Annotated in this window: 13 protein-coding genes; 4 read left to right on the top strand and 9 right to left on the bottom strand. The window is 64.7% G+C overall.

Features of this window, described 5'->3' with window-relative positions:
- Positions 1 to 18 precede the first annotated feature (18 nt).
- The 5 genes from H681_RS10585 to H681_RS10565 form a co-directional block, all read right to left on the bottom strand.
- Positions 19 to 1,023: a transporter gene (locus H681_RS10585; protein WP_015476848.1), complete on the bottom strand. Its 1,005-nt coding sequence runs from the start codon at positions 1,021 to 1,023 to the stop codon at positions 19 to 21.
- 48 nt (positions 1,024 to 1,071) lie between these two features.
- Positions 1,072 to 1,833, bottom strand: a complete 762-nt coding sequence (locus H681_RS10580; RefSeq protein WP_015476847.1) for a C39 family peptidase — start codon at positions 1,831 to 1,833, stop codon at positions 1,072 to 1,074.
- Positions 1,834 to 1,907: 74 nt separating this feature from the next.
- The gene (locus tag H681_RS10575) at positions 1,908 to 2,366 is read right to left on the bottom strand and encodes a DUF6160 family protein (RefSeq protein ID WP_015476846.1); all 459 of its coding nucleotides are present in this window, start codon (positions 2,364 to 2,366) and stop codon (positions 1,908 to 1,910) included.
- A gap of 229 nt (positions 2,367 to 2,595) precedes the next feature.
- On the bottom strand, positions 2,596 to 5,319 hold the full coding sequence (locus tag H681_RS10570; protein WP_015476845.1) for a helix-turn-helix transcriptional regulator: 2,724 nt from the start codon (positions 5,317 to 5,319) through the stop codon (positions 2,596 to 2,598).
- On the bottom strand, positions 5,320 to 8,028 hold the full coding sequence (locus H681_RS10565) for a LuxR C-terminal-related transcriptional regulator (RefSeq protein WP_080636215.1): 2,709 nt from the start codon (positions 8,026 to 8,028) through the stop codon (positions 5,320 to 5,322).
- 164 nt (positions 8,029 to 8,192) lie between these two features.
- Here H681_RS10565 and pabB point away from each other — a divergent pair, with 164 nt between their 5' ends.
- Positions 8,193 to 9,536 (top strand): aminodeoxychorismate synthase component I, encoded by a 1,344-nt coding sequence (pabB, locus tag H681_RS10560; protein ID WP_015476843.1) that lies wholly within the window; start codon positions 8,193 to 8,195, stop codon positions 9,534 to 9,536.
- A 148-nt stretch (positions 9,537 to 9,684) separates the two neighbouring features.
- On the opposite strand, the gene thrH is transcribed toward pabB, so the two are convergent.
- Positions 9,685 to 10,302: a bifunctional phosphoserine phosphatase/homoserine phosphotransferase ThrH gene (gene thrH, locus H681_RS10555; RefSeq protein ID WP_015476842.1), complete on the bottom strand. Its 618-nt coding sequence runs from the start codon at positions 10,300 to 10,302 to the stop codon at positions 9,685 to 9,687.
- Between the two features lie 188 nt (positions 10,303 to 10,490).
- Here thrH and H681_RS10550 point away from each other — a divergent pair, with 188 nt between their 5' ends.
- From H681_RS10550 to H681_RS10540, 3 genes are all read left to right on the top strand, one after another.
- Positions 10,491 to 11,225, top strand: coding sequence for a phosphoadenylyl-sulfate reductase (locus H681_RS10550; RefSeq protein WP_015476841.1), 735 nt, complete (start codon positions 10,491 to 10,493; stop codon positions 11,223 to 11,225).
- Positions 11,226 to 11,310: 85 nt separating this feature from the next.
- Positions 11,311 to 11,655, top strand: a complete 345-nt coding sequence (locus tag H681_RS10545) for a hypothetical protein (protein WP_015476840.1) — start codon at positions 11,311 to 11,313, stop codon at positions 11,653 to 11,655.
- A gap of 75 nt (positions 11,656 to 11,730) precedes the next feature.
- Complete coding sequence (locus H681_RS10540) at positions 11,731 to 12,915, top strand: MFS transporter (protein WP_015476839.1); 1,185 nt, start codon at positions 11,731 to 11,733, stop codon at positions 12,913 to 12,915.
- A 128-nt stretch (positions 12,916 to 13,043) separates the two neighbouring features.
- Here the strand turns inward: H681_RS10540 and cysB are convergent, their stop codons facing one another.
- The 3 genes from cysB to H681_RS10525 all read right to left on the bottom strand — a co-directional run bounded on the left by cysB (position 13,044) and on the right by H681_RS10525 (position 15,673).
- Complete coding sequence (cysB, locus tag H681_RS10535; protein ID WP_015476838.1) at positions 13,044 to 14,018, bottom strand: HTH-type transcriptional regulator CysB; 975 nt, start codon at positions 14,016 to 14,018, stop codon at positions 13,044 to 13,046.
- Between the two features lie 165 nt (positions 14,019 to 14,183).
- Complete coding sequence (locus tag H681_RS10530) at positions 14,184 to 14,669, bottom strand: universal stress protein (protein ID WP_015476837.1); 486 nt, start codon at positions 14,667 to 14,669, stop codon at positions 14,184 to 14,186.
- A gap of 92 nt (positions 14,670 to 14,761) precedes the next feature.
- Positions 14,762 to 15,673: a 5'-nucleotidase gene (locus tag H681_RS10525; RefSeq protein ID WP_015476836.1), complete on the bottom strand. Its 912-nt coding sequence runs from the start codon at positions 15,671 to 15,673 to the stop codon at positions 14,762 to 14,764.
- Positions 15,674 to 15,678: the final 5 nt, after the last annotated feature.

The raw sequence follows: 15,678 nt of genomic DNA, 5'->3' as shown, positions 1-15,678 counted from the left end.
GTGGAGTTCGCTCGTCGGTTACTGGGCTTTGAGGCCTTGGATATCCAGGGGAAGGGAGAGCCCCAGCAGTACATCCGGCGAGTCTTCGGTCAGACCGAAACCGGCGTTCACGTTGACGATGTAATCGGGTGACGTTCGAAGGCCCAGCGAGAAGTTCATGATCGCGCTGGTCTGCTCCGGCGCCTCCACCGTCCGGTCGTTGAAGTAGTACTTGTTCTTCAGCGAGTAGGCCATCTGGTAGGAGGTGGCGAGCGAAACGTCGTAGGACAGCGCGTAGGCCATGCCCATCGCGAAGTTGATGGTATCGCCCGGCACCACCTTCTCCAGCTCTTCGCCGTACTGGGTCTGGTGGATGTTGTCGACCTGCATGTTGTAGGTGTAACCGAGCGAGCCGTAGAGCACGACCGGATCGATCACGTAGGACGAGTTGGCACCCACGCCCAGGCTGTAGTAGCCATTGCCGGTGGAGACGTCCTTCTCCACGTTCATGTCGTAGGGGCTGTCGCCGGTGGGCAGGCCGAGGGTGGCGTAGAGGGTGGTGACCGGGCGCCCGCGGCGCGACGGCCAGGGCTGCCAGCGCAGGGTCGCGGAGATGTCGCCCAGGCTGTAGGCATGGATATCGCGCTCGGTGTCGTACTTGGCCACGAACGGCAGGCGCATACTGAAGGTGAGGTTGTCCCAGATGCCGTAGTCGAAGGTGAACGAGTTGGTGAACGTGTGCTGCGCCTCGCTCTGCGCCAGCACGCTGTAGACGTTCTCACCGCTGCGCACCGCCTGCAGGCGGGTGTCGCGCATCATCGAATAGTCGAAACCGTAGGTGAGCTGGCGCTCGCCCTTCTTGAGCAGGGTGTAGCTCTTCTCGGCGGCCTGGAACACCTCTTCGAGCGCCTTGGCGCTGTCGGCATCGCTGTCCTTCTTGGCCAGCGCATCGCGTGCATCTTCGGATGACGTCTCGTCCGCCGCAACGGCGGTACTGACCAGCAAGGCCAGAGCGGCAACGCACGCAAACCCCTTCAAATTCATGTTGCTATCCCCTGGTCTTGTTCTTATTCGTACGGGCCGATCAGGCAATCATTTGCGGCGGATGTACTGGACATCCCCACCGGAGGCGGCCTCCCCGATCTGGTTCTGGGTGAACTTGCTCATTTCCGGGAACTCCCGGAAGGCCAGCAGGCTGACGGTACGGTCGTCCACCAGGCGCAGGTCGGCTTCCCTCAGCTCCAGGGCGTTCCTGGGCTCCTGGCCGCTGGGGTAGATGACGAACAGTACGTTCTGGTCCCAGATATCCTCGAAACGGGCGCGGGTGAAACTGATGTTGCCCAAGGCAGGATCGGCAACGAAGACGTGGTCGTTGTAGACATCGCGGACCACGACGAAATGCTTGAAGCCGGCATAGTGGATAGGCACCAGCGCCGGGTGTTCGAGCGAGTCCAGGTCGGAGAACTCGGCACGGAAGCCGCCACTCTTGTAGCCGAGCGCGGCGGCGTAGCGCTTCATGTCCAGAAGCGAAAATCCACGGCGCTGGACGATCTTGTCGGCCTCGCCGTACTTGATCAGGCCTTCCATGACCTGACGTTCTTCCAGGTTGCGCCCCAGGTAATAGTCCAGCAGCGTGGTGAGCGCCGCCGAGCCGCAGCTGTAGTCGTAGGCCTGGCGAATCACATTGCGGAACTGTACCTGGCTCATCGGTTCGAGCTGCACCGATTCGCGGAACGGTCCATTGGGCGTGAGCGGTTGCGAGATGTTCACTGTGCCCTGCTGTTGCGGCTTGGTATCCACGGCCTGGGTAAAACCGAACAGCCCCAGCAGGCTTCCCAGCAGTATCTCGAACATCCACCCCTCCTCGATTGGGAAAAGCCTTGCCGGCTGAACGCCGGCAAGGCCCGTTTGCTGCTACGCGGAACCGATCAGTGACCCCAGATGCGAACCTGGGAACCGGCCAGGTTCAGGTTGGAAACGGTCAGAGAGCCGATGCTGGCGCCAGTGTCGCCCACCTTGACGGCATCGACGGTGACGTTGCCGGTGATGCTGGGCAGGCCCAGTTGCAGTTGCTGGGTCGCAACAGCGGTGCCGCCGCCGCTCGGAGTGATGCTGGTGGTCACCACGTCGACGGTCAGCGGGGCGTTGTCGGCGATGGTCACGCTCGGCAGGTGGATGCCTTCGAGCACCAGGGAGCCGCCGTCGGTATCGGTGTCCTGGTAAGTCACCGCACCGATCTGAGCATTGAAGGTACCGGCGATGCTGATGCCATCCTGGCCGGTCACACCGGACAGTGCCGCGTCATCCATGGATTGCATGTCGGCATGTGCCAGGAACGGAGTAGCCAGAACTGCACTTGCAAGAATCAGTTGCTTGATTTTTTTCATTGTTATTTCTCTCCAGTGTTCAGGTGGGTTGCCCCAGGCACTGCAAGGGGCGTCCTAGCCCGCTGCAGGTCGACCGGCTATGCCGGTCCTCCAGACCCGCGACTGCTTCCCTAGGCGCCGCGGGCATGGATTCGTGAAGCACCAGGCTTCGCGTCCTGGTTTCCAAGCTACTGACCCGACTTCCACCTGCCAGCCCATCCAAGGGATGGCGCAAAACCCACCCTCCGACTCAGGCTTCGCTGAGCAATCCCAGGCTCTTGCCCTTGAGTACCGCCTGGGTCCGACTGCGCACACCCAGCTTGGCAAACAGGTTGTGCAAGTGCCACTTGATGGTGGCCTCCGACAGATGCACCGCCTGGGCGATGTCGCGGTTCGACAAGCCCGCCGCCACGAGCCGCAGGATCTCCCGCTCTCGATGGCTAACATCTTGATTTTCATCGAAACTTTCTGGATCGACAGAGAGCCTGCGGCACTGTTCGCGGAGCATTTCCGCCACGCCCTGCCAGGCGGCGGCGCGCTTGGGCTCGGCGCCCTTCCAGGCTTCCCACAGCGGCAGCAGCCACAGCGCGTCGTCCTGGAACAGCCGGCGGTAACCCAGGTTCCAGGCCTCTTCCAGCGTCGGCGCAAACAAAGCGAAGGCTTTCTCGCTGTTACCTTTCTGCCAAAACGCCACAGAAAGTAACAACGACAGGCGCAACCGCCGGTCGCGTTGATAGGGCGAGGTATAGCCCGCCAGGCAAGCCTCCAGGCGCTGCTGCGCGCGCTCGGCATGGCGCTCCGACAGTGCCAGCCGTGCCTCGGCCATTACCAGCGCAGCCTGGGCGTCGGCATAGCGCTCGGCGGAGAGCCCGGAGAGATGCCGCGCCAGTTGCAGGCACACCCGCTCCGCCTCGTTCGGCCGGCGCATCCACAACAGCAGTTGCACCTTGCAGCTCATGGCCAACGCATGGACCCGCTCATAGCCCGGCGTCTGCAGGCCAACCAGCCATTCGTCGAGCTGAGCCAGTCCCTGTTCCGCCTCGCCGGCGAAGAAACGCGCCTTGGCCATCACCAACTGGCCACGACTGAGCAGCTCCACCGGCGTGGCAACATCGCGCCAGGTGGTCGCCAGGGGCAGTTCGGCGAGGATCGCGGCATGCCGATCCTGCTCGTAGAGAATGTCCGCATACGCCAGCGACAGCGGGCCGCCGACCCGGCTGCGGCGGCCGAACACCCGATCCACCCGGCTGCGCGCGCTCTCGGCGATGGTGCGGCCGCGCTCCAGCTCGCCGCGCTCCTTGCAGATCAGCGCCTCGATCATGCTCACCACGACCTGCAGGTATTCGCTGTCGGCTATGCGCAGGCACTCCTGGGCGATGCCAATGGCCCTGGCCGCTTCGGCGTAATCCCCCAGCAACGCGTAGGCCGCCGCCTGGATGCAGGACAGGCTGGCGCGGAACACCGGCTGGTTGGCCGGCACCAGGGCCAGCCACTGGCGGGCCACCTTCAGGCAGCCCTCCAGCTTGTCCTGGTAGAGCAGCACCAGTGCCTTGAGCACCTGGGCCACCGCCAGCAACTCGGCCAGGCCGAAGTTGCGCACCGTGCCCTGCCCCTGCAACAAGCGGACGCTGAGCTCCTCGATCAGCGCCTCGGCCTCGGCGAATTTCTGCTCGAAGGCCAACTGCCAGGCGTAGAAAATCTGGAACACCGGATGCTCGCGAATCACCTCGGCGGGAATGCTGCCGAGCATGCCGAGGATCCCGTAGACGCGATTGCCGGCGATCAGTTTGGCGCCCTGGCGCTCCAGCAGGTCGGCGGCGAAAGCATAGTCGCGCGCGCGCAGCGCGTACTTGATCGCCCGGTCGGCCATGTCCCGGCTCTCGCACCAGCGTGCCGCGGCGTGCAGCAACGGCGTCGGGTCCGTGTGCCGGGCCAGGCGGCCCTGGAGAAACTCGGCGAACAGGTGGTGGTAACGGAACCACTCGCGCTGATCGTCCAACGGGATGATGAACAACTGCTCGTTCTGCAGCCGCATCAGCATGTCCAGGCCGTCGCGGCGACCGGTCAGGGCATTGCACAGCTCCGCGCAGAACTCATCCAGCACCGAGGTCTGGTCGAGGAACTGCTGCAACGATTCGGGGAGGCTGCGCAGCACGTCCTCGGCCAGGTAATCGGCAAGGTCGCGCTCGGAGCCGGACAGCCCCTTGAGGAACGCCGTGCGATCCGGATGCCGCGCCAGCGCCAGCGCCGCCAGGTGCAGCGCGGTGATCCAGCCCTCGGTGCGCTTGTGCAGCAGATTGAGCTCGGCATCGCTGAGCGACAGCCCCTTGAGCTCGATGAGGTAGGTGTCGGTCTCTTCGCGGGTGAGGCGCAGGTCATCGCCGCTCAGGCAGAAGGTCAGCGGCGCGAGTGCCGGTTCGTCGACCAGGAAGCGCGGGCGATACCGCGTGCTGGTGACCAGCCGCACATTGTCCGGCAGGTGCTCGATCAGGTAGCGCGCGCCGTGGGCCAGCGCCGGATGGCGAATCTGGTGGAAGTCGTCGAGGAACAGGTACAGCGGGCCGTCCAGCCGTCGCAGGTCGGAGAGGAAGGCATCGATGATGCCCTCCAGCGGCAGGGTCATGTCCGACTGCAGCAGGTTCGAGGTGTTGGCGCCGAAGCCCTCCTCGACGCTGCTGATACTCGCCACCAGGTACTGCACCAGACGCTGCGGTTCGCTGTCGCCCTCGTCGCAGGACAGCCAGGCCACCCGCGCCCCGCTCTGTTGCAAGCGCTGGCGGAACAGGCTGAGCGCGGTGCTCTTGCCGAACCCCGCCGGCGCACTGAGCACCAGCACCCGCTGCTGGCGGGCGGCGAACAGGCGGTCGATCAGCGCGCGGCGCGGCAGCAGCACGGTGCTGTCGGTGCGCGGCGGGAACAGTTTGGTGCGCAGTAGCGGCATCGGCGGCTGCGCCAGGGAGGTCACGGTCGTCATTCAGAGCAGACTCAGCTCGCGGGCACGGCGGATCGCCTGGGTACGATTGCGTACCTTGAGCTTCTCGTAGATGTTGTGCAGGTGCCATTTGACGGTGCCAAGCGCCAGCGACAGTTGTCGGCCGATCTCCTCGTTGGAGAGGCCCTGCGCGGCCAGACACACCACCTCGCGCTCGCGGTCGGTCAGACCTTCCTCGAGCGCCTCGGGCGACCTGCGTGCTTCCTGCCCCGGCCAGACGGTCAGCATTCCTCGAATGAACGCCTGCAAGGCCGGTTGTCGCTCAGTGGATTCGAGCTGCTGCAGCAACTGGCGAATCCCCTCGCCTTCTTCGATGAAAATGCTCCTCACCCCTTCCCGCTCGGCGCCAACCAGGCATTGCCCGAGCAGGCTGTGGGAGCGCTCCTGATACCCCAGGCGCTGGTAGCTCAGCGCCGCCAGCAGGTCCAGGCGCAGGCGTTGCAGGCCATGCCAGCCGGGTTGCAGCATGCCGCGCAGCTGGGTGATCTCGTGCAGCGCCTCGCTGAAATGCCCGCGTGCCTGCAACAGGCGTACGCGACTGATGCCCTGTACCCAGAGCACCGGGTTGAATGGCATCTGCTTGTAATGGCTGGCGAGCTTCTGCCAGTCGATGGCCTTCAGGCGCTGCTCGGCGCGCTTGCAGCGGTCGGCGGCCGGCTCCTGGAGGATCAGATTGATTTCCTCACCCACCGCCAGGGCGAAGAAGCGCCAGGAGTGGTTGCGCGAGGCCAGGGTCTGCATCAGGCCGAGCGTGCTCAACGCTTCCTTGCCGCGCCCCTGCAGGCGCTGGACGCGCGCCAGGCACTGCATGCCCTGGGCATAGAGGTCGATCGGGTTGACCACGTCGACCCGTCCCAGCGCCCAGCGCAGGCGCTCTTCGAGGCCGTCGATGTCGGTGCGGTAATAGGCGGTCAGCGCTTCGGCGATGGTCGGCAGCGCCAGGGCCTGGGAGCGTTTGTCGAACAGCGGCATCGCCTGCTGGCGGAGACGTTCGATGAGCAGTTGCGCCTGCTTGACCTGGCCCTGCTCCAGCGCCAGCACCACCTCGATGGTGGAGAGCTGCATGTGCAGGTAGCGGCCATCGAGGAAATGATTGCGCTGCTGCGCCAATCCCATCAGCCGCCGGGCCTGATCGGCCTGGCCGCGGACGACCTGGGCGAACGCGGCGATCAGCAGGACCGCCCCCTCGAGGAAGGCGGAGTTCTGCCCCAGTTGGCTTTCCACCCGGCGTGCCAGGGTGATGCACTGCTCCAGATCGTCCTTCTGCAACGCCAGCACGGCTTTCACCGCCAGCGCGGAAAGGTACTGGTCGCCCATCGGGCCGCTGCCCTTGTGGTCGCCCCAGCGCGCCAGCAGCTCGTCGATCATGCGGTTGGCTTCGGGCAGGCTGAGTTCCGAGGCGCGGGTCCAGACATCGCTGAGCACCAGGATCGGATAGCGCCCGGCAATCTCGTTCGGCACATGGCGGCGCCAGCGCGAGATCAGGTACAGCTGACCACGGTTGATCAGCTCCAGGCCGCAGCCATCCACCAGCGCGGCGAGCATCTCCGGGTCCTCGGCCAGGCAGGCGTGCTCGATGGCCAGGGTCGGCATGTGGTGGTTGGTGAACCACAGGCTTGCGTTGAAGTGCAGTTGCTTGAAGCGCTCCGGATCGCACTCGTGCAGGCGCGCCCGGAGGAAGTCGGCGAACAGTTGGTGGAAACGGTACCACTGGCGGTCGCGGTCCAGCGGCAGGAGGAACAGCTGCATGCTGTCCAGATGCTCCAGCAACGCCTGGCCATCCTGGCGACCGGTCAGGGTATTGGCCAGGTCGCCGCTCAGCCGATTGGCAATGCTCAGCGCCAGCAGCGCATCCTGGATATCGCCCGGCAGGCGCTCGAACACGGCCCGCAGCAGGTAATCCCCCACGGCAGCCTTGTCGCTGCTGAGCGAAGTGAGATCTTCCGGCACCCCCGGTTGCTGGCGTAGCCAAAGGCTGACCAGGTGTACGCCGGCCACCCAGCCTTCGGTCTGGCTGTGCAGGTTGTGCAGGCAGGCGTCTTCCAACTGCACGCCGTCACGGGCGAGGTATTCGCGGGTTTCGTCCTCGCTCAGGCGCAGCTCGTCCTGGCCGATCTCCAGCAACAGGCCCTTGGCACGCCAGGTGGCGAGGTTCAGCGGGGGTTGCGACCGGCTGCCGATAGCCAGGGTGAGCCCGGGCGGTGCGTACTGCACCAGGCGGTTGAGGCCGGCAAACACGTCGGCATGACTGATCGCATGGAGATCGTCCAGCACCAGCAGGACCTTGCGCTCATCGCGCGACAGGTCGATCAGCAGGCTTTCCATCACCGCCACCACCGGCACGCGCATGGTGTTCTGCAAGTAACCCAAGGCATCTTCGCCGGAGCCCGGCAAGGCACCGGCCAGCGCCTGGATCAGCTTCAGGCAGAAGCGGCCAGGGTCGTCGTCCTGCTCTTCGAGCGAAATCCAGGCAACGGCATTGCCGTCCAGTTCACGGGCTCTGGCCAGCGCAGCAAGGGCGGTAGTCTTGCCAAAACCGACCGGAGCGGCGAAGGACAAGACCGAGGCGTAAGGATGACGATCCAGAGCATTCTGGATCCTGGGACGAATCAAATAGTCAGCAGGCACCTGGGGGGGTGTTAATCTGGAGCGCAGAAGGCTGCCGGCTGCGGGTTCGAGTACTACATCCACGGCCTGTATCCCTGTGTCATTATCGTTGTGGTACGGAGCATAGTCTCCGCGGGATAATCCAATTCTTAACAGAATGCGTTTCCTACGTAAACTGAAGAAATGGCTCTAGGATCAATGATTCAGACGAGTCAGAAACCTCTCATTCGCCTTGCACGCTTTCACTCATGTCTCACTGCTTCATACACCCTCTTCCCTATCGGGAAGATCCTGGTGACCGCTTCGCCCTGATCCATCGTGCACCCGGCGCCGTCCTGCTGGATGCCGGCCGACCTTTTGCCACCCGTGGACGCTATGACCTTCTGAGCGCCTGGCCATTGGCAGAACTGGCACCGACCGCCGACGAATCGGCCAAAGGCTTTTTCGCCAGGGTACGAAGCGCGTTGCAGAGCCTCGGCGAAGTCCAGACGCCGGACAATCGGAACCTGCCATTCGTCGGCGGAATGATCGGCTACCTGAGCTACGACTTCGGCCGCCGCATCGAGCGCCTGGCCGCGCCCGCACGCGACGACCTCGACCTGCCCGATGCCCGCCTCGGGCTCTATGCCTGGGCGCAGGTGACCGATCACCAGGAACGCACCAGCCAACTGGTGTTCCACCCGGCCCTGCCGCCGAACGAGCGCGAGCGGCTGGTGGCGCTGTTCGAGGGCGCTGCGCAGACCGGGCCGCTGCCGCCCTTCCGCCTCGGCGCCCCATTCCGCCCGGATCTCGAGCGCGGGCAGTACCGCGACGCCCTGGAGCGGGTGCACCGCTACATCCTCGACGGCGACTGCTACCAGGTGAACTACACCCAGCGCTTCCGCGCACCGTACAGCGGCTCGCCGTGGCTGGCCTACCGGGCGCTGCGCGAAGCCTGTCCGACGCCCTTCGCCGGCTACCTGGAATTGCCGGACGGCGCGGTGCTGAGCCTGTCGCCGGAGCGTTTCATCCAGCTCCACGGCCGCCAGGTGGAAACCCGCCCGATCAAGGGCACCCGTCCGCGCGGCGCAACGCCCGAGGCGGACCAGGCCAACGCCGAGGCGCTGCTGGCCAGCGAGAAGGACCGCGCCGAGAACCTGATGATCGTCGATCTACTGCGCAACGACCTGGGCCGCAGTTGCCGCCCCGGGAGCGTGCGGGTACCAGAACTGTTCGCGCTGGAGACCTACCCCAACGTCCACCACCTGGTCAGCAGCGTCACCGGAGAGCTGGCGGACGGCAAGGATGCCCTGGACCTGCTCGAAGGCAGCTTCCCCGGCGGCTCCATCACCGGCGCGCCGAAGGTCCGCGCCATGCAGATCATCGACGAACTGGAGCCGACCCGGCGCAGCATCTACTGCGGCAGCCTGCTCTACCTCGACGTGCGCGGCGAGATGGACAGTTCCATCGCCATCCGCACCGTGCTGCTGAAGGATGGCCAGGCCAGTTGCTGGGGGGGCGGCGGCATCGTCGCCGACTCGGACTGGCAGGAAGAGTACGAGGAGTCGCTGACCAAGGTCGACGTTCTCCTGCGCACCCTGGAAAGCCTCTGAGCCGGGGTGTTCCCTGTAGGAGCGAGCTTGCTCGCGAACAGATTCCCGGCCACATCGGAGTTGGGCGGTTCGCGAGCAAGCTCGCTCCTACAAAAAACCGGAAAGAAAAAACCCCGCATTCGGCGGGGCTTTTTCGTCACAGCCAGTGTTACAGGCTGAGCGGGCGGTTGGACGCCTTGAGGAATTCCTTCTTCAGGTCCTCATAGGTGTGCACCGCCGGGAACTGCGGGAACTCGCGGATCACGTTGTCCGGCGCGTGGAACAGGATGCCGGCGTGGGCTTCGGAGAGCATGGTGGTGTCGTTGTAGGAATCGCCTGCGGCGATCACACGGTAGTACAGGCTCTTGAAGGCGATGACCGACTGACGCTTCGGATCCTTCTGGCGCAGCTGGTAACCCACCACGCGATCGGTCTCGTCGGTGATCAGCTTGTGGCACAGCAGGGTCGGGAAACCGAGCTGGCGCATCAGCGGCTGGGAGAACTCATAGAAGGTGTCGGAAAGGATCACCACCTGGAAGCGCTCGCGCAGCCAGTCGACGAACTCCACCGCGCCTTCCAGCGGCTTGAGGGTGTCGATCACTTCCTGGATGTCGGACAGCTTCAGGCCGTGCTCGTCGAGGATGCGCAGACGCTGCTTCATCAGCACGTCGTAGTCCGGAATATCGCGAGTCGTCGCCTTGAGCGCTTCGATACCGGTTTTTTCAGCGAAGGCGATCCAGATTTCCGGAACCAGAACCCCTTCCAGGTCGAGACAGGCGATTTCCACGAACGATTTCCCCGCAGGTTTGACTTGAGAGGCGGCACTCTAGCCGCTCGCTGGAAGCGGTGCAACGCAGCACTTATACCCAAACACCACAGTGCACCTTTCCGAAGGTTATTTAGGGGCATATTCGCCTCTTTGCTACCATCTCGCCAAAGAGCGCCCCGCGCCACCAAAACTAGGAATACCGCCTGATGAGCCATCCGTTCGACATCGCGGAAATCGCCGCGAGCTATGCCAGCAAATCCCCCCAGGACGTCCTGAAGTTCGCCTTCGAGCACTTCGGCGACAACCTGTGGATCTCCTTCAGCGGCGCCGAGGACGTGGTGCTGGTGGACATGGCCTGGAAGCTCAACAAGAACGTCAAGGTGTTCAGCCTGGATACCGGCCGCCTGCACCCCGAGACCTACCGCTTCATCGAGCAGGTGCGCGAGCACTACGGCATCGCCATCGAAGTGATGTCGCCCGACCCGCGCCTGCTGGAAGCCTTCGTCAAGGAAAAGGGCCTGTTCAGCTTCTACAAGGACGGCCACGGCGAGTGCTGCGGCATCCGTAAGATCGAGCCGCTCAAGCGCAAGCTGTCCACCGTCACCGCCTGGGCCACCGGCCAGCGCAAGGACCAGAGCCCCGGCACCCGCAGCCAGGTCGCGGTGGTCGAACTGGACGGCGCCTTCTCCACCCCGGAGAAACCGCTGATCAAGTTCAATCCGCTGGCCAACATGAGCAGCGAGGACGTGTGGGCCTACATCCGCATGCTGGAAATCCCCTACAACAGCCTGCACGAGCGCGGCTTCATCAGCATCGGCTGCGAGCCCTGCACCCGCCCCGTGCTGCCCAACCAGCACGAGCGCGAAGGCCGCTGGTGGTGGGAAGAAGCCACGCAGAAAGAGTGTGGCCTGCACGCTGGCAATTTGATCAGCAAGGCCTGAGGCCTTACCCTCGGCTGACGGAAATTTCCTTGTCAGCCCGCAGCCCAGGATCGGACGCCTGCATGCCTGCGGCGGAGCCGATCCCATGCGCATCACCCTGGTGAAGAAGGTCCTGGCCGATGGCCAGGACTGCCGCAAGTGCCGCGAAGTCCATGAACGCCTGGTCAAGGGCGGCTATCTGGAGCGCATCGACCGCACCCTGGTCGCCGACGAGCGCAACCCGTCCAGCGCCGGCTGGATGGTCGCCGCGCAGTACGGGGTGGACACCGCGCCCTTCTTCGTCGTCCGCCACGATGATGGCCGCGAGGTCGTCTACACCGTGTTCATGAGCTTCCTCCATGAAGTGCTGGAGGGCCGTGGCGAGTTGCCGCTGGATTCCCGCGAGGCGCTGGCGGAGCTGGCCAGCCGCGACGATCTCGACCGCCTCTGAAGGGGCCGGCTTGACGCTTTCTTGATCCCCCGTCGCCGATACTGACCGCCCCCGCATCACCCAAGGACGTCGGCCATGCCCGATGGCTCGGAACGCTCCCGCCCCCGTATCCCCGGCACCGTCTGGGCGCTGGGTTTCGTCAGCCTGTTCATGGACGTCTCGTCCGAACTGCTGCACAGCCTGCTGCCGCTGTTCCTGGTCGGCAGCCTGGGGCTGAGCATGCTCGCGGTCGGCCTGATCGAGGGCATCGCCGAAGCCAGCGCGCTGATCGTCAAGGTGTTCTCCGGCGCCATCAGCGACTTCCTCGGCCGGCGCAAGGGTTTGTTGCTGCTCGGCTACGGGCTGGCGGCGCTGTCCAAGCCGTTGTTCCCGCTGGCCACTTCCGGGGAAACCATCTTCGCCGCACGCCTGCTCGATCGCATCGGCAAGGGCATTCGCGGCGCGCCGCGCGACGCCCTGATCGCCGATGTGGCGCCAGCCGCGATCCGCGGCGCGTGCTTCGGACTGCGCCAGTCGATGGATACCGTCGGCGCCTTCGCAGGCCCCTTGCTGGCGATTGCCCTGATGCTCTGGCTGGGCAACGACCTGCCTCTGGTGTTCTGGTTCGCCTGCATCCCGGCAGGCCTCGCGGTACTGGCGATCGTCTTCTTCGTCAAGGAACCGGAACACGCCGCCGGCCCCCACCGCTTCCGCTCGCCGATCCACCGCGACGCGCTGCGCAGCTTCCCGGCGCGCTACTGGTGGGTGGTCGGGATCGGCGCGGTGTTCACCCTCGCGCGCTTCAGCGAAGCCTTCCTGGTGCTGCGCGCCCAGGGCCTGGGCCTGCCGATGGCCTGGACACCGGTGGTGATGGTGGTGATGGCGCTGCTGTTCATGCTCTCGGCCTACCCGGTGGGCTGGTGGTCGGACCGCACCGACCGCATCGGCCTGCTGGGCATCGGCATGCTCCTGCTGGTGACCGCGGACCTGCTGCTGGCCTGGGCCGATTCCACGCCCTTGATGCTGGTCGGCGTGGCGCTCTGGGGTTTGCACATGGGCTTCACCCAGGGCCTGCTGGCCACCCTGATCGCCGACACCACACCGCCCGACCTCAAGGGCACCGCCTTCGGCATGTTCAACCTCGCCAGCGGCCTCGCCATGCTGCTGGCCAGTGTGTTGGCCGGGTGGTTGTGGCAGAGCTTCGGCGCCAGCGCCACCTTCCTCGCCGGCGCGGGGTTGGCCTTTGTCGCGTTGCTGCTGTTGCGTTGGCGTATTCGCTGAAGCCCAGCATTTTTTTGCAGGAGCGAGCAGTCGTACCGAATCAACAAGCAAACAAAAACGCCGCGCCCCTGTCGGGATCGCGGCGTTCTTCCGTGGGCCCGCGCCGAAGAATCAGGCGCGGAATGCGATCAGTAGACCGGCAGCTCGATGCCTTCGAACAACTCGTCCAGCTCGGTCTTGTTGTGGCACTGCACAGCCTTGGCCAGCAGGTCGCGAGTCAGGTGCGGGGCGAACTTCTCGATGAAGTCGCACATGAAGCCACGCAGGAAGGTACCGCGACGGAAACCGATCTTGGTCACGCTGGATTCGAACAGGTGGCTGGCGTCGAGCATCACCAGGTCGCTGTCGAGCTTCGGATCGACCGCCATGTGGGCGACGATACCCACCCCCAGACCCAGGCGCACATAGGTCTTGATCACGTCGGCGTCGGCGGCGGTGAACACCACCTTCGGTACCAGGCCACGCTGGTTGAAGGCTTCGTCGAGCTTGGAGCGGCCGGTAAAACCGAACACGTAGGTGACGATAGGTTGCTCGGCCAGCAGTTCCAGGGTCAGCTTCGGCACCTTGGTCAGCGGGTGGCCCTGGGGCACGATCACGCAACGGTTCCAGCGGTAGCACGGCATCATGATCAGGTCGCCGAACAGCTCCAGCGCTTCGGTGGCGATGGCGAAATCGACGGTGCCGTCGGCGGCCATTTCGGCGATCTGCATCGGCGTGCCCTGATGCATGTGCAGGGAAACGTCCGGGTACTGCTTGATGAAGCCACTGATCACGCCCGGCAGCGCGTAGCGCGCTTGGGTGTGGGTGGTGGCGATGGACAGCGTGCCCTTCTTCTCGTTGGAGAACTCCTGGGCGATCTGCTTGATGCTCTCGACCTTGCGCAGGATCTCGCCGGCGGTATTGATGATGCGCTCGCCGGCCGGGGTGACGCGGGTCAGGTGCTTGCCGCTGCGGGCGAAGACTTCGACGCCCAGCTCGTCCTCGAGCAGGCGGATCTGCTTGCTGATGCCGGGCTGGGACGTATACAGGCTTTGCGCGGTGGCCGAAACGTTCAGATCGTGGTGCGCGACTTCCCAGATATAGCGCAATTGCTGGAGCTTCATGGAATTCCCTCGGAAAGAATGTCGCGACCCGCGATCAGGGGCTTATGTTTTATAACCATATTAATGGTTTAAGGAATAAAACTAGACGTTTTTTTTCGATCTGCATGCCATTCGTCTAAAGCCATACGGAAATTCAGGCTTTGCCCGACGCACTGTCACAATGGCTCAGCGGTGCTGGAGCATCGGCACCAGGTACAGCGGAACCTCCGCCAGTTGCACCAGACGCCCCGCGGTGCGCCCCAGCGGCGTGTTCAGCCCTTCCCCGTGGCTGTGGCTGCCGGCCACGATCAGATCCACCCCGAGACGTCGCGCCTCATCGAGAATCACCATCGGCGGGTCCCCCTGAATGACCCGCACGGAATGAATCAGCTCCGCGTCCTGGCGCGGCTCCCCCAGTTCGTCGCGAAAACCTTCCATCACGCGCTGCTCGATGCTGCCCATGACGTTGTCCAGGCCGTTGGCGCGCATTTCCTTGAGCGTGTTTTCGTCCAGATAGGTCTGCAGCACCGACTCGGCGAACAGGCCCAGCGGCTCCACGGCATGCACCACATACAACTGGACCCCATAGGCGCGGGCCAGCGAGAGGGCATGCTGGAGGACATACGGCGCATAGAGGCCAAGGTCGGTGGCGTAAAGAATCGATCGGATCATGCGGCCTCCTACTGCCTACGCGGCGGGCCTATCAGCAGCGTAGCAGCAGAACGCCCGACGCTCCGCAGGGACCCTACGTCGCGCCCGGACGGCTATCCGGCAGCCTGCTTCTCGTTGCTGACGCCATGCGGCACATGCCCGGTGGCGACCACTTCGCGGGCCTTTTCGCAGTGCCCCGCCTGGTCGTCGAAGAACACGTCGGCGGCGAAGGCTTCGAGGAACGCGGCCTTGTCCAGGCCACCGAGGAACAGCGACTCGTCGAGGCGGATGTCCCATTCGCGCAGCGTACGGATCACCCGCTCGTGGGCCGGCGCCGAACGGGCGGTGACCAGCGCCGTGCGGATCGGGCAGGACTCCTGCGGGAATGCCTGCTGCACCCGGTTGAGCGCCGCGAGGAAGGGTTTGAACGGACCACCACCCAGCGGCTGGCGGGCGGACTCGCGCTCATGGGTCTGGAACGCTTCCAGCCCGCCCTGCTGGTAGACGCGCTCGGAGTCGTCGGAGAACAGCACCGCATCGCCGTCGAAGGCGAAGCGCAGCTCTCCATTGTTCTCCCGCCGGGTGCCTCCGGAAAGAATGGTGGCAGCGGCGAAACCGGCGTCCAACGCACTGCGAACATCGTCGATGTGGGTGGAGAGGAACAGGTGGCAGTTGAATGCCTTCAGGTAGGGATAGGGGCTGCGGCCACCGACGAAGGCGGCGCGGGAAATGCCCAGATCGTAGTGCTGGATCGAGTTGAACACCCGCAGGCCGGTATCGGCGCTGTTGCGCGAGACCAGAATGACCTCCACCGGCGCGCTGTCCGAGTCGCCGTTGAGCGCCAGCAGCTTCTGCACCAGCGCAAAGGCATCGCCGGGCGGTAGTACTTCGTCCTCTCGAGCGATCTGGTACTGGCGATAGGCTTCGACACCCTCGCGCTCATACACCTGATGGCTCTCGCGCAGGTCGAACAGCGCCCGCGAGGAGATTGCCACCACCAGTTTGTCGCCCAGCCCCTTCGCCATATCGC

This window comes from Pseudomonas sp. ATCC 13867, assembly GCF_000349845.1.
Lineage (GTDB): Bacteria > Pseudomonadota > Gammaproteobacteria > Pseudomonadales > Pseudomonadaceae > Pseudomonas.
The sequence above is the reverse complement of the archived record's forward strand: the minus strand, read 5'-3'. Positions and strand labels throughout refer to the sequence as shown.

Bases quoted from the DNA above. Each gene is read 5' to 3' on its own strand.
- pabB (WP_015476843.1), top strand. From the start codon at position 8,193: ATGTCTCACTGCTTCATACACCCTCTTCCCTATCGGGAAGATCCTGGT.
- H681_RS10580 (WP_015476847.1), bottom strand. From the start codon at position 1,833: ATGTTCGAGATACTGCTGGGAAGCCTGCTGGGGCTGTTCGGTTTTACC.
- H681_RS10585 (WP_015476848.1), bottom strand. From the start codon at position 1,023: ATGAATTTGAAGGGGTTTGCGTGCGTTGCCGCTCTGGCCTTGCTGGTC.
- H681_RS10545 (WP_015476840.1), top strand. From the start codon at position 11,311: ATGCGCATCACCCTGGTGAAGAAGGTCCTGGCCGATGGCCAGGACTGC.
- H681_RS10540 (WP_015476839.1), top strand. From the start codon at position 11,731: ATGCCCGATGGCTCGGAACGCTCCCGCCCCCGTATCCCCGGCACCGTC.
- H681_RS10550 (WP_015476841.1), top strand. From the start codon at position 10,491: ATGAGCCATCCGTTCGACATCGCGGAAATCGCCGCGAGCTATGCCAGC.
- H681_RS10525 (WP_015476836.1), bottom strand. From the start codon at position 15,673: ATGGCGAAGGGGCTGGGCGACAAACTGGTGGTGGCAATCTCCTCGCGG.
- H681_RS10575 (WP_015476846.1), bottom strand. From the start codon at position 2,366: ATGAAAAAAATCAAGCAACTGATTCTTGCAAGTGCAGTTCTGGCTACT.
- H681_RS10570 (WP_015476845.1), bottom strand. From the start codon at position 5,319: ATGACGACCGTGACCTCCCTGGCGCAGCCGCCGATGCCGCTACTGCGC.
- H681_RS10530 (WP_015476837.1), bottom strand. From the start codon at position 14,669: ATGATCCGATCGATTCTTTACGCCACCGACCTTGGCCTCTATGCGCCG.
- cysB (WP_015476838.1), bottom strand. From the start codon at position 14,018: ATGAAGCTCCAGCAATTGCGCTATATCTGGGAAGTCGCGCACCACGAT.